The 17,550-nt window shown below is 39.4% G+C and carries 16 protein-coding genes; 3 read left to right on the top strand and 13 right to left on the bottom strand.

Annotation, left to right across the window (positions count from 1 at the left end):
- Nucleotides 1-780 carry a 3-oxoadipate enol-lactonase gene (gene pcaD / locus F928_RS09895; RefSeq protein WP_005074168.1) on the top strand — a complete coding sequence of 260 codons (780 nt, stop codon included), beginning with the start codon at nucleotides 1-3 and terminating at the stop codon, nucleotides 778-780.
- 57 nt (nucleotides 781-837) lie between these two features.
- Here the strand turns inward: pcaD and pad are convergent, their stop codons facing one another.
- From pad to F928_RS09830, 13 genes are all read right to left on the bottom strand, one after another.
- Nucleotides 838-2,325 (bottom strand): NAD-dependent phenylacetaldehyde dehydrogenase, encoded by a 1,488-nt coding sequence (gene pad / locus F928_RS09890; protein ID WP_002121058.1) that lies wholly within the window; start codon nucleotides 2,323-2,325, stop codon nucleotides 838-840.
- Between the two features lie 33 nt (nucleotides 2,326-2,358).
- Nucleotides 2,359-3,576: a hypothetical protein gene (locus F928_RS09885; RefSeq protein WP_080632680.1), complete on the bottom strand. Its 1,218-nt coding sequence runs from the start codon at nucleotides 3,574-3,576 to the stop codon at nucleotides 2,359-2,361.
- A 144-nt stretch (nucleotides 3,577-3,720) separates the two neighbouring features.
- Nucleotides 3,721-6,036, bottom strand: coding sequence for a primary-amine oxidase (gene tynA / locus F928_RS09880; protein WP_080632650.1), 2,316 nt, complete (start codon nucleotides 6,034-6,036; stop codon nucleotides 3,721-3,723).
- Nucleotides 6,037-6,244: 208 nt separating this feature from the next.
- Nucleotides 6,245-7,159: a transcriptional regulator FeaR gene (gene feaR / locus F928_RS09875; protein ID WP_002120995.1), complete on the bottom strand. Its 915-nt coding sequence runs from the start codon at nucleotides 7,157-7,159 to the stop codon at nucleotides 6,245-6,247.
- Between the two features lie 198 nt (nucleotides 7,160-7,357).
- Nucleotides 7,358-8,314 carry a p-hydroxyphenylacetate 3-hydroxylase reductase component gene (locus tag F928_RS09870; RefSeq protein WP_002036543.1) on the bottom strand — a complete coding sequence of 319 codons (957 nt, stop codon included), beginning with the start codon at nucleotides 8,312-8,314 and terminating at the stop codon, nucleotides 7,358-7,360.
- Between the two features lie 45 nt (nucleotides 8,315-8,359).
- Nucleotides 8,360-9,313, bottom strand: a complete 954-nt coding sequence (locus F928_RS09865; protein ID WP_002121017.1) for a PDR/VanB family oxidoreductase — start codon at nucleotides 9,311-9,313, stop codon at nucleotides 8,360-8,362.
- A gap of 34 nt (nucleotides 9,314-9,347) precedes the next feature.
- Nucleotides 9,348-10,085, bottom strand: coding sequence for an SDR family NAD(P)-dependent oxidoreductase (locus F928_RS09860; protein ID WP_002121069.1), 738 nt, complete (start codon nucleotides 10,083-10,085; stop codon nucleotides 9,348-9,350).
- Between the two features lie 10 nt (nucleotides 10,086-10,095).
- Complete coding sequence (locus F928_RS09855) at nucleotides 10,096-10,581, bottom strand: aromatic-ring-hydroxylating dioxygenase subunit beta (RefSeq protein ID WP_002120925.1); 486 nt, start codon at nucleotides 10,579-10,581, stop codon at nucleotides 10,096-10,098.
- Nucleotides 10,582-10,591: 10 nt separating this feature from the next.
- Nucleotides 10,592-11,869: an aromatic ring-hydroxylating oxygenase subunit alpha gene (locus F928_RS09850; protein ID WP_005074154.1), complete on the bottom strand. Its 1,278-nt coding sequence runs from the start codon at nucleotides 11,867-11,869 to the stop codon at nucleotides 10,592-10,594.
- Between the two features lie 29 nt (nucleotides 11,870-11,898).
- Nucleotides 11,899-12,432 (bottom strand): nuclear transport factor 2 family protein, encoded by a 534-nt coding sequence (locus F928_RS09845; protein ID WP_080632649.1) that lies wholly within the window; start codon nucleotides 12,430-12,432, stop codon nucleotides 11,899-11,901.
- 4 nt (nucleotides 12,433-12,436) lie between these two features.
- Nucleotides 12,437-12,796 carry a hypothetical protein gene (locus F928_RS09840; RefSeq protein ID WP_000387554.1) on the bottom strand — a complete coding sequence of 120 codons (360 nt, stop codon included), beginning with the start codon at nucleotides 12,794-12,796 and terminating at the stop codon, nucleotides 12,437-12,439.
- Nucleotides 12,797-12,821: 25 nt separating this feature from the next.
- Nucleotides 12,822-13,970, bottom strand: coding sequence for an acyl-CoA dehydrogenase family protein (locus tag F928_RS09835; protein ID WP_079393539.1), 1,149 nt, complete (start codon nucleotides 13,968-13,970; stop codon nucleotides 12,822-12,824).
- A gap of 36 nt (nucleotides 13,971-14,006) precedes the next feature.
- A complete protein-coding gene (locus F928_RS09830) occupies nucleotides 14,007-15,116 on the bottom strand; it encodes an amidase (RefSeq protein WP_005074151.1) in 1,110 nt (369 codons plus the stop codon).
- 149 nt (nucleotides 15,117-15,265) lie between these two features.
- Between F928_RS09830 and F928_RS09825 the strand changes: the two genes are divergently transcribed.
- On the top strand, nucleotides 15,266-15,733 hold the full coding sequence (locus tag F928_RS09825; protein WP_005074150.1) for a MarR family winged helix-turn-helix transcriptional regulator: 468 nt from the start codon (nucleotides 15,266-15,268) through the stop codon (nucleotides 15,731-15,733).
- A gap of 400 nt (nucleotides 15,734-16,133) precedes the next feature.
- Nucleotides 16,134-17,483 carry a spinster family MFS transporter gene (locus F928_RS09820; protein ID WP_005074149.1) on the top strand — a complete coding sequence of 450 codons (1,350 nt, stop codon included), beginning with the start codon at nucleotides 16,134-16,136 and terminating at the stop codon, nucleotides 17,481-17,483.
- Nucleotides 17,484-17,550: the final 67 nt, after the last annotated feature.

The raw sequence follows: 17,550 nt of genomic DNA, 5'->3' as shown, positions 1-17,550 counted from the left end.
ATGCCATCTTTTCGATCTGCCGATGCACAAATTAACTATCAAACTTTTGGCGAGCCATCTTTCCCTGCTCTGGTATTTTCCAATTCTTTGGGCACCAACTATGGCATGTGGCAAAAACAGTTTAATGAGTTAAAAGATCAATTTTTTGTGATCTGCTATGACACACGTGGTCACGGTTCATCATCTACGCCTGACGGTCCATATACTGTAGAGCAATTAGGTGAAGATGTTGTCCGTTTACTGGATCATCTAAATATTAGCAAAGCTGCTTTTTGTGGAATTTCTATGGGTGGTTTAACCGGTCAATGGCTGGCAATTCACTACCCTGACCGGTTTAGTCATGTGGTTGTGGCAAATACTGCCGCTAAAATTGGACAAGAACAAGCATGGCTTGACCGTGCAAAATTAGTACGTGAGCAAGGTTTACAACCGATCGCAGCTACAGCAGCCTCGCGATGGTTTACAGATCCCTTTATCCAAAGTCATGCTTCAATCGTCAACAACCTATGTAACGACTTAAGTGCTGGCAGCGCAATGGGTTATGCCAATTGTTGTGAGGCTTTGGCTAAAGCGGATGTCCGTGAGCAGTTAAAAGACATTAAAATTTCTGTATTGGTGATCGCTGGAACTCAAGACCCTGTAACGACTGTTGCAGATGGTGAGTTTATTCAGCAACGCATTCCACAATCAAAACTTGCAGAAATAGATGCCTCTCATATTTCCAATGTAGAGCAACCAGAAGCTTTTAATAAAATCCTAAAGGATTTTTTATTAGGTTAATTTAATGATTCAAAAAAAATGGCCTATAAAGGCCATTTTTTTATATCTCGTAGAAACTTAATACCGAATCATCACCGATTTTAATTCGGTGTAATCTTCAATAAATGCATCTGAAAACTCTCTGCCAATTCCTGAAGCTTTCACGCCGCCAAATGGAACTGAAGGATCTAAGAAAGTATGCATATTGACCCACAAGGTGCCTGCTTCAATTTTAGGAATTAATCGCAAAGCTTTAGACAAATCATTTGTCCAGATACTTGCGGTTAAACCAAAGCGTGACTGGTTCATCAGTTGAACGAGTTCTTCATCAGTTTCGAATGGCATTATCCCGACCACCGGACCAAAAGTTTCCTCTGAAAATAAAGGATCATCCGTATTTTTGAAGGAAATCAAAGTCGGCTGTACAAAATATCCTGATCGATCTAGAGTCTCACCACCGGCAATAATCTGGTTTTTGGCTTTAGCCATATCTAAATAATGTTTCACTTTATGAAAATGTGGCTGATTAGAAAGTGGACCAAACATACTTCCTTCATCCATAGCCGATCCAATTTTGAAACTAGAAAGTGCTTTCGAGAGTTTCTCGACCAGTTCATCATATTTTGCACGGTGTACAAAAAAACGCTCTGGGGATGCGCAAACTTGACCTTGATGTACAAAAGTTGCTTGCAACAAAGTCGGTAAAATCTCATCAATATTTGCATCGGCCAAAACAGCTATGGCATTTTTACCACCCAGCTCCAGACTTACACGGGTTAAATCACTGCTCATCGCAAGTTTACCAATCGCAATACCTGTTGGTACTGAACCTGTAAACGAGACTTTCTTAACGAGCGGCGACTCAATTAAATATTGTCCTGTCTCCCCCTTACCCGTAACCACATTAATTACACCCACTGGAATACCTGCCTCAATGGCAAGTTCAGCTAAGCGTAATAAAGATAAGCTGGCAAACTCACTTGGTTTAAGCACAATCGTACAACCAGTGGTTAAAGCTGAACCAATTTTCCAAACACCAATCATCAGTGAAAAATTCCAAGGCACAATCCCTGCAACCACGCCAATAGGCTGTCTTAAAGTAAAGGCTGTATATTTTTCACCTTGCATAGAAGGAATAGACGGTTGCATGGTTTGACCATTAATTTTAGTTGCCCAACCCGCAAAATATCTTAAGAAAATAACGGATTGTGCGACCTCAAGATGACGGGAAATATTGATAAGTTTTCCGGTAGACAAAGTTTCAAGCTGTGCAAGTTCTTCACCATATTGCTCAATTAAGTCTGCTAGCTTGTTCAGTTTAACGCCACGTTCATACGGCGTTGTTTCAGCCCAAGCATTTTGAAAAGCATGTTCAGCACTTTTTACCGCACTATCTACATCTTGTTGACTACCAATACTAATTTGAGCAACCACTTCTTCAGTCGATGGATTCACAATATCCACTTTATCTAAAAGCTCGGCAGCAACTAATTTTCCATCAATAAAATGTCCATGTTGACGCGCCATAAATTGCTGTACGCTTTCTAAAATCTGAACTTCACTCATTTTTATTTCTCTCAATTCATTTAAAAGGATTTATTAATAGATGTATTGCAAAATTAACTGCGCATACACATTGGTCTTATCATCGTAGTTTTGAGTACCACCACTATGGATATCGTGTTTCGGTTTATAGAGCCCAACTAAAGGAATAACATTGAATTTTTTATTGACCGACCAGACTGAAAAGACATCTAACTCATGTCCATCTACATTAGTTAAAGATTTATTTACTGTTTTGAACTTATAGGCCAAAGCACCCAACATAAAATTTTCTTTCAAATTCATCATGTAAGAAACTTGATGAATATCGGCATTTTTATTGAATGGACCAGCATAATTTCCGGCAACTTCGCCCTGAAACCATGTACCAAAGCCGACTGTATTTCCATAAAACATAGTGTCATATTGGTCTGAAAAATGACTAAAGCGGTAACCTAATGAGGGGGTATATTTTGAAGATAAAAAATTATAGTTCAGCGCTAAGTAGCCAGCATTTTCTTGGCCATCTTTTTTATCTTGAACCACAAACTCAGTTTTAACTTGTAGTTCTGGCAAAGGCTGATAATTCAAACGTAAAGCATAATTTTTAAGATCTTCGCGCCCTGAAACGTGTTCAGCATCTTCAAGGTCTAATACATTTAAATAGGTAAACCCAACGCCCCTATCTTTAAGCTGATATATCAGATCAGTCACAAACAGTTCAGGTGAAAATTGTGCTTTATTGTCGGACTTTAAATAAGCCAGCTTTAGCGTTGTATTCTCTTGCGGTTTGTATTGAAGCAAACTTGTAAAATCAAAGCTTCGACGAGCTGCCAGATAATATGCGCCGCCCCGATCGAGTGCACCATCCGCAGGCGCTTTACCGAGGTTTAACGCATCACCTGCAATGAAGAACCCGTCACCAATCATGATATTTTGCCGACCAATACTTAAATCATAGGTGATCAATTCATCTTTATTGGGGCCGTCTTTAAAACCAATGATCCATTCATTCACATCTGTTTTACGTTCTTTGCCATTACTATTTTGGCCGGCATCACCATCACCAAATGTTGCCGAGCTAATACCGCTCAAACTTGCATAGAGCTGATTGTTTTTAAAGGTGTATTGTCCTTTAGCACCATATTTAAGATGACCTTCTTGCCAATTAATTCTTTCATCCTCTAGATTTTCGCCGTTATAGCTTTTACCACTACTAAAAGCTCCAAAAGTTGCTTCAAAAGTTGGCTTAATTTCAAGCTCACCGGCATGCACAGTTGAAAAAAATGAGACAAAGAGAGTCCCTCTCACAACCTGAGAAAATAAATTTTTCATTGAGAAATTCCTTTTTTGCGAACGGCCTAACCGTGCTCAAGTGTGGGTAACCGATTCATTACCCACTCTAGATCATTTACTCGTTTAGTGATGGTCGTGCTGTGTGTTTTGCTCTTCTTCACCCAAGTTTAAAGTCGGGGTGCTGTCAAAGAAGTTCCAAGGTTTGATGAGTGTATTCACCCACTCTGTCGGCATGATTGGCCATTCTTCAGCACGCGCCACATGCGTTGTACCTGTTGTCATCCAGACCACAAGGTCTTTATTTTCAATATTTTCATTGTTGCCAATGAACTGTCCTAAACCTGTGTCATGAGTTGAACGGTTTGAATATTTCCCTTCAGGATAGCGTTCGTCTGGATTGTACTGAGTCACCCAAATTTGCTTATCCATAAAGTTCAAACGTTTAAATAACCATTCATCTTTAGAGAAATTGGCTCCTTTCGCCACAGGGTGTGTTCCACCTGCAAAAGGAATTAATTGGTAAGAAACTGGATTACCTAATTTATTTTCCTTGTTGAAATTCGTGAGTAAGCGAATGGTAGATGGATCAAATTTTTCAGCCGCATTTTGCTCATTCGTAATGACTTTACTATCAATTTGCATTGAGCTTGTACGAACACCACCTTTGTCATTGGCTTTCACCACAGGGTCCATATGCATAAAGCTGTTGTTTTCCCCATCTACATCCATGTCTAAGCGGAAGTTATAGATGTGCTGATGCGTTGTACCCACAATATTATGGTCAATTAAAGTTCCATATTTGGTGTCTTCTTTTGCGGTACTGTCATGCATGGTGCGTGATTTAACGCCTTTAACAGCTTCAATACCCGTTGCACCCGCATTAATCCCAATTACACCATTTTGGGCAAATACCCAGTCAAACATGTAATCGTAGTTTCCAACCGTACTAATCCAGCGCACCACAAGTTCACGGCGGGCTTCACTGGCATCTTGGTTACCAAAAATTTCGTGATGTTTATATTCAGGTCCTGCATAACGTTCAAATACAGCAATGGCATTTGGAATCACTTGTGGCTGGCCTTTGTAGTCTGTAATCACGGCATCAAGTAAAACAGCGTTGTCGGGTGCATCTGTTCCCGGAATAATAGATGAGGTAAGTGTTCCCATACCATATTCGCCAGAGTCCAAATAAGATTTGAAGTACCATCCAATATCAGGATCACCATATGGAACCACCATTCCACCCAAGTTGCCTTCATACATGACTTTGCGCTTCACACCTTTATCTTTATAGGTCACCGTTGAAAGTTGTAAGCCAACACGAGAGTCTAACGCCACATGCAAACACCAGTTGCCCCAATGTATGGTTTGACCGGTAATGCTAAAGTTCTTACCCTCAGGTTCAGTAATATTGAGTGGTTTTAGCTTACTTGCTACGGGCTTATTCGACATATAAGGTCGATTTGCCATTGGCACAGGAATAATCGCACCTTCTTCAATCTTGATAATTTTTTCTTTATCTAAATCAACTACAGCAACTAAATTTTCAATTGGATGTGCCCAATAATTGCCATCCCCTACATCTAGGTAAGCAACGACTTTTAATATATTGAGTTGTTTGTCCAGACCATCTTTACCGCCAAAATATCCAACAGTTAGCGGTGTAGCAATCACTTTCTTCACATCGGTAATACCGCGTTTCCGTAAAGCTTCCTGATATTCTTTACTTGTCTCAATTACACGCTGTACGGCTTCAAAATTATCGAGCAACACCATTCCATGAGTGTCTTTAAGTACATTCCATTTTGTGACTTGTTGAGTGTTAAGATTAACTTCACCTTCAATTGCTTGACTCCCCTTTAATAAAATAAATGAGGCAATACGATCTTCTTTAAATTCTTTGTGATTAATAAAGTAGTCCCAAACTTTTGCTTTTTCAGGTTCTTTAAGCTTTAACTCGGCAAAACGCATATTTTTATAGGCGTATTTCGAGCGGTTAATCACATCAAATGTCTTTTTAATTTCGTCAGAATTTAAGCTATTGAGTGGATGAAACGTATTTTCAATTTTAAAAGTTTGATCTAACCCAGACTGGAATACTTCATTAAAAAAATCTTTTCCAATAACAGGTTTACCATCTTTAATTAATAAAGGCACGCTGAGCGTGAAAGGTTTGCCATTTATCAAAACCTGATCTGAATTAGGTTTAGCTCGAACCACCATAGAACCTTTGGTGATCATATAAGTATTAGTAAAGTCATCTTTAACAACTTTAGCGCCTTGCTCACTCATGTTTTGATAAAGTGAGACCATGTCGGCCTTTCCACCATGAGCAAACGCTTGAGTATTGAGTCCCCAAAAGCTTGCAGCGATTGATAAGTTAAGTGCCAGTATTTTTTGTATGTCATTCAATAATCGTTGTTTACGCATTGGTTTCATCCTTTTCATCTATCCCTGAACTATCTGAATCAGACAGTTAAAATGCACTTCCTGTGAGTGAAATTCATTAGACCAACTTAATAGTTTTATGGTTATTAAGCTTATCTAACCTGCTCTAATGAATTTAATTTCAACACACTTACATAGGGCTAGCTTGTTCAAGAATGACGTCGAATTTGTCTAAAAATGACATTAAAAGAAGAAATATTTAAACCGGCATACCCTCTCTAAATTCTTTAGGAGAAATACCATAAGTCTTTTTAAAGATTTTTGAAAAATGAGCACCGTCCCAGAAACCCCACTTCAAGGCAATTTGGGTAATCGAACTCTGTTTGTTCTTTTTATCAAGCAAATCTGCTTTGACTTTTTCTAGACGCTTGAGCTGTATATATTTGTTAATAGATAAATTTTCTTGAAGGAACAAACGGTAGAGATGACGTAGAGATACCCCAATATGCTCTGCAATTAATTTAGGTGTTAAATCGGGTTTTGCTAAGTTTTCTATAATATAGCGCTCGGCTTTTTCCATTAGATTATTGGAGCTATGAACATTTTTATAATTGATTGTGGGTTTGATTAAGGCGATCAGCGCATCTTCAAAAGCATTACCGTCTTCGGTTGCGTACCAAAGTTTGATGTTTTCTGCAGACATATTTTTCAAAATATTCTTGAGTAAAAAACCACTCATATTTTGAGTAATCAGTTTTCCAAAATATTCAGTACTAATATTTTCTTTAAGTAATTTTTCACGTGAGAGATGGACTGAAATCTGACTCACCAAACCTTGCGGATACATCGAAATAGTTTCGACCGGGTCTACCAACACAATATCGCCTTCATTCAGACTTAGAGTCTCATTCTTATACTCGAGCAGCATTTTTCCCGAATACTGCAAAATCAAAAAACAAAAACGATTATTCACTCGATCTATTTCATCGGCTTTTCGGACAATTTTATTGGCATTATTTTTAATAAAAGCAATTTCGGTATCGCCCAATAAAAAGCACTGAACCTCACCAATGAATAAATTACGGGTTCCATCAAAATCGGTTTCAAAATTGCCGCACACATTTTTAATATGGTGCGTCCATGTGAGTAATGCATCACTTACATATTGGTTCATCCCTTACCTCTCTATACATGTGCCACCGCTCAAGATTTTGCGCTTGTGGTGGTGCACTGTCTTGGCATATTTGCAATCATGTTTTATTGATAAACAAATTGTGTGCCAAAAATTCCTTATCCGTGGAATTGTTTTGATGATAGTCAGCTAGATGTAAAGAAGCTGATAAATCAATTCAATTTATCAGCTTAATGGGGCTTATGCTACTCCCGCAAAATCTCGCAGCATGGTAATAAAAATATTCTTTTGTTCCTCAGAATACTTTTTAAACACCTCATTTTGGTGGCTATCGGCAATATCAAACAAATACTGCGCCGTTTGTTTGCCTTTTTCGGTCAGGGCGTACAAATTATCATGATCGACCAATAATCCTTCAAATTTTAGAATTTCAGCCGACCTTTCAACTTCTTGCATTGGCATAGCAATATCTCGCGGTAAATCTTCTTTACTAGAAGCAGTACCACTTGCCAAAACAAGCAAGAGACGAGATTCACTGGTACGGAAACCCGAAGCCATTTGCTTAGGAATATAGTCGGTTTGATAGGCTTTAAAAGCACGGCTCATTAAGTAGCAGACATTATTATATAAGTGCCCATAATGTGTTTGGTCTACGCCGTTCTGTTCAGTTTGTTTAACTTGAAGGCTTGGATGCGGCATGACACAAGAATATGCACCTTGATGGTAAACCAGCGGGCTTCGGCCTTGGTCATGGAAACGAACCACTTTACCAATAATAATCCAGTGGTCACCACCTTCGATCACTTGATAACGTTCGCACTCAAACACCGCAGAACAATTTTCTAAAATAGGTGCGCATCCTGCGCCAAGTTGAAAATTTGTGTCGGCAAATTTATCAATATTGCGTCTCGAAAACTTATTAGACAGCTCAATTTGCGTGCCCGATAAAATATTGACTGCAAAATGTGTTGCTTCTTCAAATACTGAAAAACTTGACGATTTTTTATCAATGCTCCACAAAATAAGCGGTGGATCGAGTGATACTGAATTAAAACTATTTGCGGTTACACCGACTTTCTCACCTTGTGCATTTTGTGCAGTAACAATGGTAACGCCTGTTGCAAAATTTCCTAATGCTCGTCGGAACTGTAGTGGATCGACCGTAAACTCATCTATTTGTTGTAATACATTCATCATCTTTCTCCTAAACCTTCTCTTACATCCATATAAATCGCGAGAGCATTAAATATCTAAAACTAATCTCGGTGTTTTAGAGCGTGAACAGCACACTAATATTTGCTCATTGCTGGCCTTTTCTTCGTCAGTAAAATAAACATCTCGATGATCAGGTTCGCCTTCAATTACATCGCACATACAGGTTCCGCATACGCCTTGCTCGCAAGACATTTCAATGTCGATGCCTTCTTTAGCCAAAGCCTGCAAAATGGTTTCGCCAGCTTCAACCATAATAATTTTTCCGCTACGCTCAGCCACCACTTCAAATGAATCTCCCGATGTGTCGGTTTCGACTTGGAAATACTCTTTGTGGATTTGCTGCTCAGGAAAATCGTGAGTCGTGGCGAGGTTAATCACCCAATCCATGAAACCGACTGGACCACAGGTGTAAATATGGCTCTCTAGGTCAATATCTTTAATGGCAGATTCAAAAAATGCTCGGTGGCTTGCACCTTCCGATTTAAAATGAAAAGTTGTGTGTTTTGCTAACTCACCATTTTTAATTTCATCAACAAAAGCACATTTTTCAGGGCTAGCGCCGCAGTAGTGAAGCTCAAATGATTCGCCTTCATGTGCAAGTTGATACGCCATCGTGATTAATGGCGTAATCCCGATTCCACCGCCAATCAAGACACTGTGTTTGGCTTTTAAAAGTGGAAATAAATTTTTTGGCTCACTGACCTGAATTTGCATGCCATCTTTAATTTCATCAAAAGCGGATATTGAGCCACCACGTGATTCAGGGTCACGTAAAATTCCAAGGCGAAACTTACCTTCATCATTTGGATTTTGGCAAAGTGAATATTGGCGCACCATGCCATTCGGTAAGTGCACATCAATATGCGCACCTGCTTCAACTTTTGGCAATGTTGTAGAAGTTGCAGATTCAAATTCCATGACTGCAATATTTCCACCTTCCACATGGCGATTTTTAACGACAACATCATAAAGTGTAGTCATGATTCAACTCCCTTTTCATGATTAAGCGATTGGCTTAACGCATGAATAAACCACCGTTAATATCCCATGTTGCACCAGTCACAAACGCCGCATTTGGACTCGCAAGCAACCCACAAGTTTCAGCAATAAAATGCATACTTCCTAAGGCTTTAACCGGAATATTCTGGATGAACTGTTCCATTTTTTCGTCTGACACCACACTATGAACGATCGGTGATTCCATAGGTCCCGGTGCAACTGCATTGACCGTTACCCCTTTTGCCGCAAACTCTTTGGCAAAAATTTTGGTTAACGTCACAATCGCGCCTTTGGTTGCCGCATAGTGTGCACCTGTTGCAGTACCACCGTTTTGTCCTGCTAACGACGCCATATTAATGATGCGTCCATAGCCTTTTTTAGCCATATATTGGCCAATAATTTGGCAAGCCTGAAAGGTGCCGCGTTGGTTGACTTGGGTCACCCAATCAAAATCGGCTACGGTAATTTCTAATACTGGCGTTGCTTTGGTGACGGTAGCATTATTAATTAACACATCAAGTTTAGAAAATTTCTCTTCAATCCATTGCACCGCTGCATGAAAATCTGCCTCAACTGAAATATCTAATTTCAAGGGAAACATATTTTGGGCATATTGACTTTGAGCCTTGGCATTTTCTGCTTTTTCAAGCGTACTTGCCGACAAAATCACTTGATGGCCTTGGCTCGCAAAATATTCAGCAATGACATTACCGAGTCCAGAAGCAGCACCTGTCACTAAAACAACCTGTTTCATGTTACCGCTCCTAAAGAATGTAGCTAATACCAGCTAAGGTATCGGTTGAGTTAACCAAGTTAATGATTTTACGGTTAATCTTAAAGCCTGTAGCCGCATCACGAGTTAGATGGTAGGTAATATCAGCTGTGTAATGCTTAAGGTTTTCTTTACGGAATTCACGTAAGTTTTGAGCACAACGCAAAACGATTTCATCATCTTGGTCTTGAATGACTCGTACTCGCGAAATACTGCGTACCGTATTCGCCTTTGGTGCCGTAGAAATTGCCTCACCATTTTCAAGACGCTGTACACGTAAAGTACGCATATGATTATCGTCATAGGCATAATTTAAGTTGTTTTCGTAGTCAGTGAGGTTTGGGTCAATTGGAATGATATAGACACCTTTTTCATTCCATAAATTAAGCCATTCACGGTACTCGCTGTGGTCTAACATATCTGCTTCGGCCCAGATGAAAGCAGTGACTTCATTTAACAATTGCAGATTCATATTCATTGCTCTCTCCTTAAGCCGTCATCATCTTTTTCCACTGCTGGTATGCTGCACGCATACCAGTTTCAGCACTGACATCACTTTTTAAACCATCTTCAGTTTTGACTTCGCCCGGTAAACCGCGGTTGAGCATGATCCATAAATCATTACCCGCATTGGCGCCGTGTTGTACGCGCTCCCATGCCTCAGAGTCATCTGGTGTACCAAAACCAAATGGACCTTGGAAATGTTCATGCAAACGTAAGCGATATTGGTTGGCAATTTGTGGGCCACCATCCATCGTAATTACCGAGTGATGAATTTCTGTTTCAGCAACTGAAATTGGCTGTAACACACGGAAGAACGCCATCGAACATGCAATATTCGGGAATAAATTTAAGTTAAAGCCAGAACCACCGACTGCACGAACAATACGGCGTACTTCTAACTCTTCATGGCCTTCGTCACGCAAAGCTTGAGCCAAGTCTTCAAAGCGCTCTTGAATTGGTCGCTCCATAAGCTCTTCGTCTAGATCAACCAGTTCAGGAATCATCACCATAACACTGTGACCATTCCCTAAGTCTTCAACAAAGCCTGGTTGGTTTTCGAAGTTAAAGAGTTCTTCTGTTTTTTCATCGACAGAACTTAAGAATGACTTATGTACCAACGGGAAGTGATATGCATCGGTGGTATTTTCAAGCTGGATTTTCCAGTTACCCGGGAAACGGAAACGGTGTTCACCCAACACTTTAATTGGATAACCCGCGCCCTGTTTCATAAATAGGTCAATCCATTTTTTTGCAGGCCCAAGGAACTCTTCAAGAGGCTGAATATCTTCTTTAAATGAAGCGAAGATCATGCCGTTATATTCTTCTACACGTAGACTCACCAACGGTAATTCTGACTTATCTAAACAATCGCCGTAACTTTCTGGAGATGGCACACCACGTAAACTGCCATCAAGTGCATAACTCCAACCGTGGTACGGACATACAAAACTATTAGTTTTTCCTTTTTTATGTTCACATACGGTTGCTGCACGGTGACGACAACGGTTTAAAAGTACATGGACTTTCTTTTTACGGTCACGTACCGCCACAACAGGCTGTTTACCGATGTTAATCGTTTTATAGCTTCCGCCTTCTGGAATTTCGCTGGCATGCGCAACCCAGACCCAAGTGCTATAAAAGATTTTTTCCATTTCTTCATCAAAAATACGTTCATCTTTATAAAGAGAAGTATGAGCACGGTCACTTTGAACCAAAGCATCGTAATCAATGCCAATGTTATGCGTTGGGATAATACTGTTCATATCAATAGTCCTTTTAAATATGTCCTGGGTCATTCCTGGGAAGGTACCGGCAATTCAGCTTCAGTGTGCCAATGCGATACGGGACGACTGAAAATATTCTGTGTTTGGAAATGTTTAATTTTCCATGTTCCATCTGCTTGCTTTTGAAACTTCACATTGAGCTTTGCTGTATTCAGATGACTACGGCCATCTTTAAAGGTTGAAGTTTGCAACATGAGCCATGAAGCATTTGCATCATTTTGATTTACATAAATTTGTTCTGAATTTACAAAGTGTGCATTCATAACAAAGTGAGATTCTTTTTGGGTATAACTTTTAAACATGTCGTAAATCGACTGCCAAGAATCATAACGGCCAAAAGATTTGGCATATTTCTCACCAACACCTTCCCAAATACAGTCCTGATCAAAAAGATTCATTAGCTCATCAAGGTCTGTATTTGCATTAAGCTCGTCGCAGATTTCCATATAACGGTTCAGGCAGTTACGAATGGCATTGTGCGCTTCTAACTGTTCTAGTCGCTCTAAGATTTCTGCAATATTCACTTTGTCATTCATTGCCATCGCCTTAACGTTGGATAATCAATTCGCGCCCAACACGAGCTTCAACTTTGCAATATTTCCAAAGTTTGTATGGCCCTTCACCCACCACTGTCGTTCTAAACAAGTTGCAAGCTGCGTGTACGGTTTCAATATCTGGAACATCTGCAAGCAAGTACGTCGTCCAAGGCCAACCTGCACTTGGGCCAACCATGCTTTGGTCATCATCAAGATTTCCAAAAACATGAACACCCGGTAAGTCATGAATGCCATTCCACATTTCACCAAACGCGGCCCAAACTGCTTTTGCTTCAGCAGGTTCTGCATCAAAAAAGTTTTGATTAATACCCATGCAGAACAAAACGCGTAATGATTTTTTAGCTTCCATCTCAATATCCTTTTAAAAATTAAACTTATAAATAACCTGGGGTTGGTTTTAACCCGAAACTGATTGAGCCTGCATTTTGTAAAGTTGCATCACCCATAAAGGCATGCTGAGTCACCACGTTGGTGTCATTCACAAAACGGCTAAATGGATTGTTGGTATAAATTGCTGTCATACCCGCGAGCATTTGCATTTTTCGGGTGACTTTGGCGCAAACTCGCGCTGCATGGGTACATGCCAGACGCATATCGCTAATTTGTTCAGCAGTTGCTTCACGACCAGCAATAATTTCATTCCAAACAATATCCATGGTTTGATAAAACCAAGACTTTGCAGCCTGAAACTCAGCATCAGCTTGAGCGAACTCATATTGAGTCACTGGGCGGTTTGCAATTTCTGACCCGCCTGTAATCGATGCTTTACCTGGTGCCAATTTTTCAAATTCTTCTAATGCAGCAGCTGCAACCCCAATACCCACCACGGTTAATACTTGGGTGGCTAAAGACAGTGACGGATATTTAAAGAATGGCTCGCTGAGTTTCGAAGGTTCACCACGTACAAAGGTCCATTTCTTTTCGACCAATACATCTTCAACGACTAAGTCATGACTTCCTGTACCTTTTAGGCCAACGGTGTCCCAAGTCATTTCGATTTTTGCTTTTTTGGCAGGCATCACGGCCATGCGTGGTAAGCCTTGCATTTCATTGTTTTTAAGCGGTGAAATCCCCACACCAACAATGTCAGCGCCCATACAACCACTTGAGAATTTCCAACGTCCACGAACTACGACACCTTCATCTGTAATTTCAGCAGGTTGTGGTGGGAAAATACCTCCGGCAAATACGACATCTGGTCCGTTTTGGTACAACTCTTTAAGTGTATCTTCAGGCAAACTTCCTAAATACGCAGGGCTCATACCGAAACTTGCGACCCAACCGACTGAACCATCAGCTTTAGATAAAGTTTCAATCAATTCACAAAACTGTCGTGGTGAACATTCATCACCACCAAAACGTTTCGGAACCAATGCACGGTAAACACCGATTTGCTTAAGCTTTTCGATAACGTCTTGACTCACATAAGCCTGATTATCAAATTCACCTGTACAGGCACGCTCACGAATTTCTTGGCACAAAGCATCTAAGTCAACTGCTTTGTCTTGAGAAGCAAACTCCATTTTAGATAACTTATTCATCATCTAACTCCTTGTAATTTATTGCATTGCATCAACACAAAATTTAGCTATTGCGCATAATTGCTCATCTTTTTGATGCTTTGATACGATCTGTAAGCCCACTGGTAAACCTTCACTGGTTTCAAGTGGCACTGAAATAACGGGATGACCTGATAAATTAAATGGTCGAACTAAACCTGTAAGATTCAAAAAAGCGACCGTGTTTTCAGCTTCAGAAACTTTCGGTGGAATTTGTGGAAGTGTCGGTAAAACCAATGCATCATATTTTTCTAATAAAGCATCGAGTTCTTGGGTTAGCTGCGCTCTCACAACTTCTGCTTGTTTTACTTGTTCTAAAGTAGTGTGTGCCGCTTTTAATAAACGACCATTTACATCAGAACCAATTAAGCCTGTTTGAGTTAATTCACCAAAAGCTTGCCAATTTTCATAATTAATAATTTGCATGCCTGCATCATAAGCCGCTTCAAAATGTTCAACTTTTTCTAAGGTGGTATCTAAATTTGCTTTTTGAAGTGCTTGATGAATACAGTTCCAAACGACTTCATCTGCGCTTACATCTAAAACAGCAAGTTTTGGTGTACGAGTAAATTCAGTAGGTTTGAAAGTTGGATCAATAATTTGCATGGCCTTTTCAATCATCTCGACTGAATTTGCAAAAGGACCAACGCAATCTAAAGAACTTGACGGTGGATATACGCCTTTGCGACTTACCCGACCAAAAGTCGGTTTTAAACCAAAAACTCCGCAACACGCAGCGGGCATGCGGATAGAGCCGCCCGTGTCTGTACCTAAAGTAAAATCAGCTTGTTTAGCAGCAACTGCTGCAGCCGAACCACTCGAAGAACCGCCTGGAATAAGTTCAGGATATTTAGGGTTAATCGGTGTACCAAAAGCGTGATTAATGCCTGTAATACCAAAAGCCAATTCGTGCAAATTTGTTTTGGCAATAATTTCACAGTCAGCTTTTAAAATGTTTTTAACCACCTCAGCATCATCTTGAGCAGGTTCAACATTTAATAAAGCTCGACTACCAGCAATGGTTTTTAGACCTTGAATATCAATTGTGTCCTTGACCATCACCTTGAGCTTGCCACTTCCTTTGTGCACGCTTTGGCTAACAATATTCATTCACTTTTCCATGTATTTTTATTCATTAATCAAAATATCGGAAAATTTAATGGAATTGTCAAGTATTTTTTATAATTTGTTCCCAAGGAAATATCCAAAATTTTGTTTATAATAGGATTACCCTTTTTTCACTAAGTTATTGCTTAGCTATGCTTGATCATTTAGAACAATTTCTTCCTAATAAAGAACCGTCGAGTATTCAAAACTTCCCTTTTTTTTGGGTATCTCAAGTTAACGGAAAATATTCACAACTCATTGAAAAATCAATAAAAAAACTAGGTATTGATAATACACGCCGTAAAATCATTTTAAGTACTAATGCTTTGGGTGAAGCCAGTATTACCGATATCGCTAATCTTTCTACCTTAAAGTTAACGACTGCAACAAAAGCTGTATATCGCTTAGTAGAAGATGGAATTGTTGAGGTCTACTCTTCTACCACCGATGAACGCATCTCGATGGTGAAATTAACGGCCAAAGGTGTTGAGCTAGTTGAACAGATTAATCAAATTAGTGTGGTCACCTTGGCAGGCATTCTGAATGCTTTTTCAGAAGACGAGCTACATAATTTAAATACCCAGTTAAAGAAATTATTTGACCTGATGCCATCCAGCTAAATATTTCTCATTATGATAAATTAGCTCTCTTAGAGCAGTTAAAAATTTCTTTTTCTTTAGCTGCTCTTTCGTTAAAACAATAAAAATTAATAAAATCAAATTCTTATATCATAAATTTATCTATATATAATTACTTAACATACTTTTTAGGTATTCTAACATACTTAATAAGTAATGGAATTTTACATATAAAAAGAAAATAATAATTCCATGATCTTAAAAATCCCATTAACTCCTAATTGGGTTTAGACGCACTCTTCCGGTCTGTACGAGACCAAATTACTCATTTCTAGCCTATTTATTATTCTTATCTAAAAGGGGGAAATATCGAAAACTTTAGAGGAATAATAAAAGTTAGATATCAATTTCTTTAAGCGTTTTATACATAAGGATTAAGTGTATGAACCAAAGTAATATCGCTGTTGAAAGGACACAGAAGAAAAGCAATGCATATGCATGGTATGTGGTCATACTTTGTATGTTGGCATATATATTTTCATTTATTGACCGCCAAATTCTGGCGCTGATGATTGAACCCATCAAAGCAGATCTCCAACTTTCAGATACTCAATTTAGCTTATTACATGGCCTCGCCTTCTCACTGTTTTACGCCGTTATGGGTTTACCCTTAGCCTACATTGCCGATCGTTTTTCACGACCAAAACTAATTTCAATCGGGATTATTGTTTGGAGTCTGGCAACAGCAACTTGCGGTTTAAGTAAAAACTTTATTCAACTGTTCTTAAGCCGTATGGCGGTAGGTGTCGGTGAAGCGGCTTTATCTCCAGCGGCTTATTCAATGTTTAGCGACATGTTTAGTAAAGACAAACTAGGGCGTGCTGTCGGGATCTATTCAATTGGCGCTTTTTTAGGTGGAGGTATTGCCTTCTTAGTTGGCGGTTATGTCATTAACCTGCTTAAAGGTGTGACACTCATTGAAGTTCCATTATTAGGCGCACTTAAAGCATGGCAAATTGCCTTTTTAGTGGTGGGTTTACCCGGCATCATTATTGGTTTGCTGTTTATTTTGACCGTTAAAGACCCTGCACGTAAAGGCCAACAGCTCAACCAAAATGGACAAGTTGACCAAGTTAAATTCACACAATGTCTTCAGTTTATTAAAAAACATTCGAAAACATTTGCTTGTCATTATTTAGGTTTTACCTTTTATGCAATGGCACTCTATAGCCTAACTAGCTGGACACCTGCATTTTATATTCGTAAGTTTCAACTCGCGCCGACTGAAACAGGCTATATGCTTGGTACCATTCTGTTAGTCGCAAATACATTAGGCGTATTTTGTGCAGGCTGGCTAAATGACTGGTTTATCAAAAAAGGCCGTCAAGATGCGCCGATGTTCACGGGTGTAATTGGTATTGTTGGCCTGATTATTCCAATTGCATTTTTTACCCAAACAGATCAGCTTTGGCTTTCAGTTAGCTTACTGATTCCTGCAATGTTCTTTGCATCTTTCCCTTTAGTGATTTCAGCAACTGCTTTGCAAATGTTAGCCCCAAACCAGTTTAGAGCACGCCTTTCTGCCCTCTTCCTTTTGGTGAGTAACTTAATTGGACTCGGTATTGGCACAACACTGGTAGCCATTATTACAGATAAAGTTTTTGGTAGTACGTTAATGGTGGGCTCTTTTTTATCTATTGTAGGTGGTTTGTCTTGTGTACTTGCTTTAATTCTGCTTTTCAAAGGCTGCAAATTCTTTAGTGAAAGTATGAAGCTTGAAAAATTAAATTAATAGATCTCACAAATTGCAAAAATGTACTCTCTAACTAAACGCTTAGAGAGTACCGAAATATTCAAAA

Origin of the sequence: Acinetobacter pittii ATCC 19004 = CIP 70.29 (assembly GCF_000369045.1) — a bacterium.
Taxonomy (GTDB): domain Bacteria; phylum Pseudomonadota; class Gammaproteobacteria; order Pseudomonadales; family Moraxellaceae; genus Acinetobacter; species Acinetobacter pittii.
The sequence above is the reverse complement of the archived record's forward strand: the minus strand, read 5'-3'. Positions and strand labels throughout refer to the sequence as shown.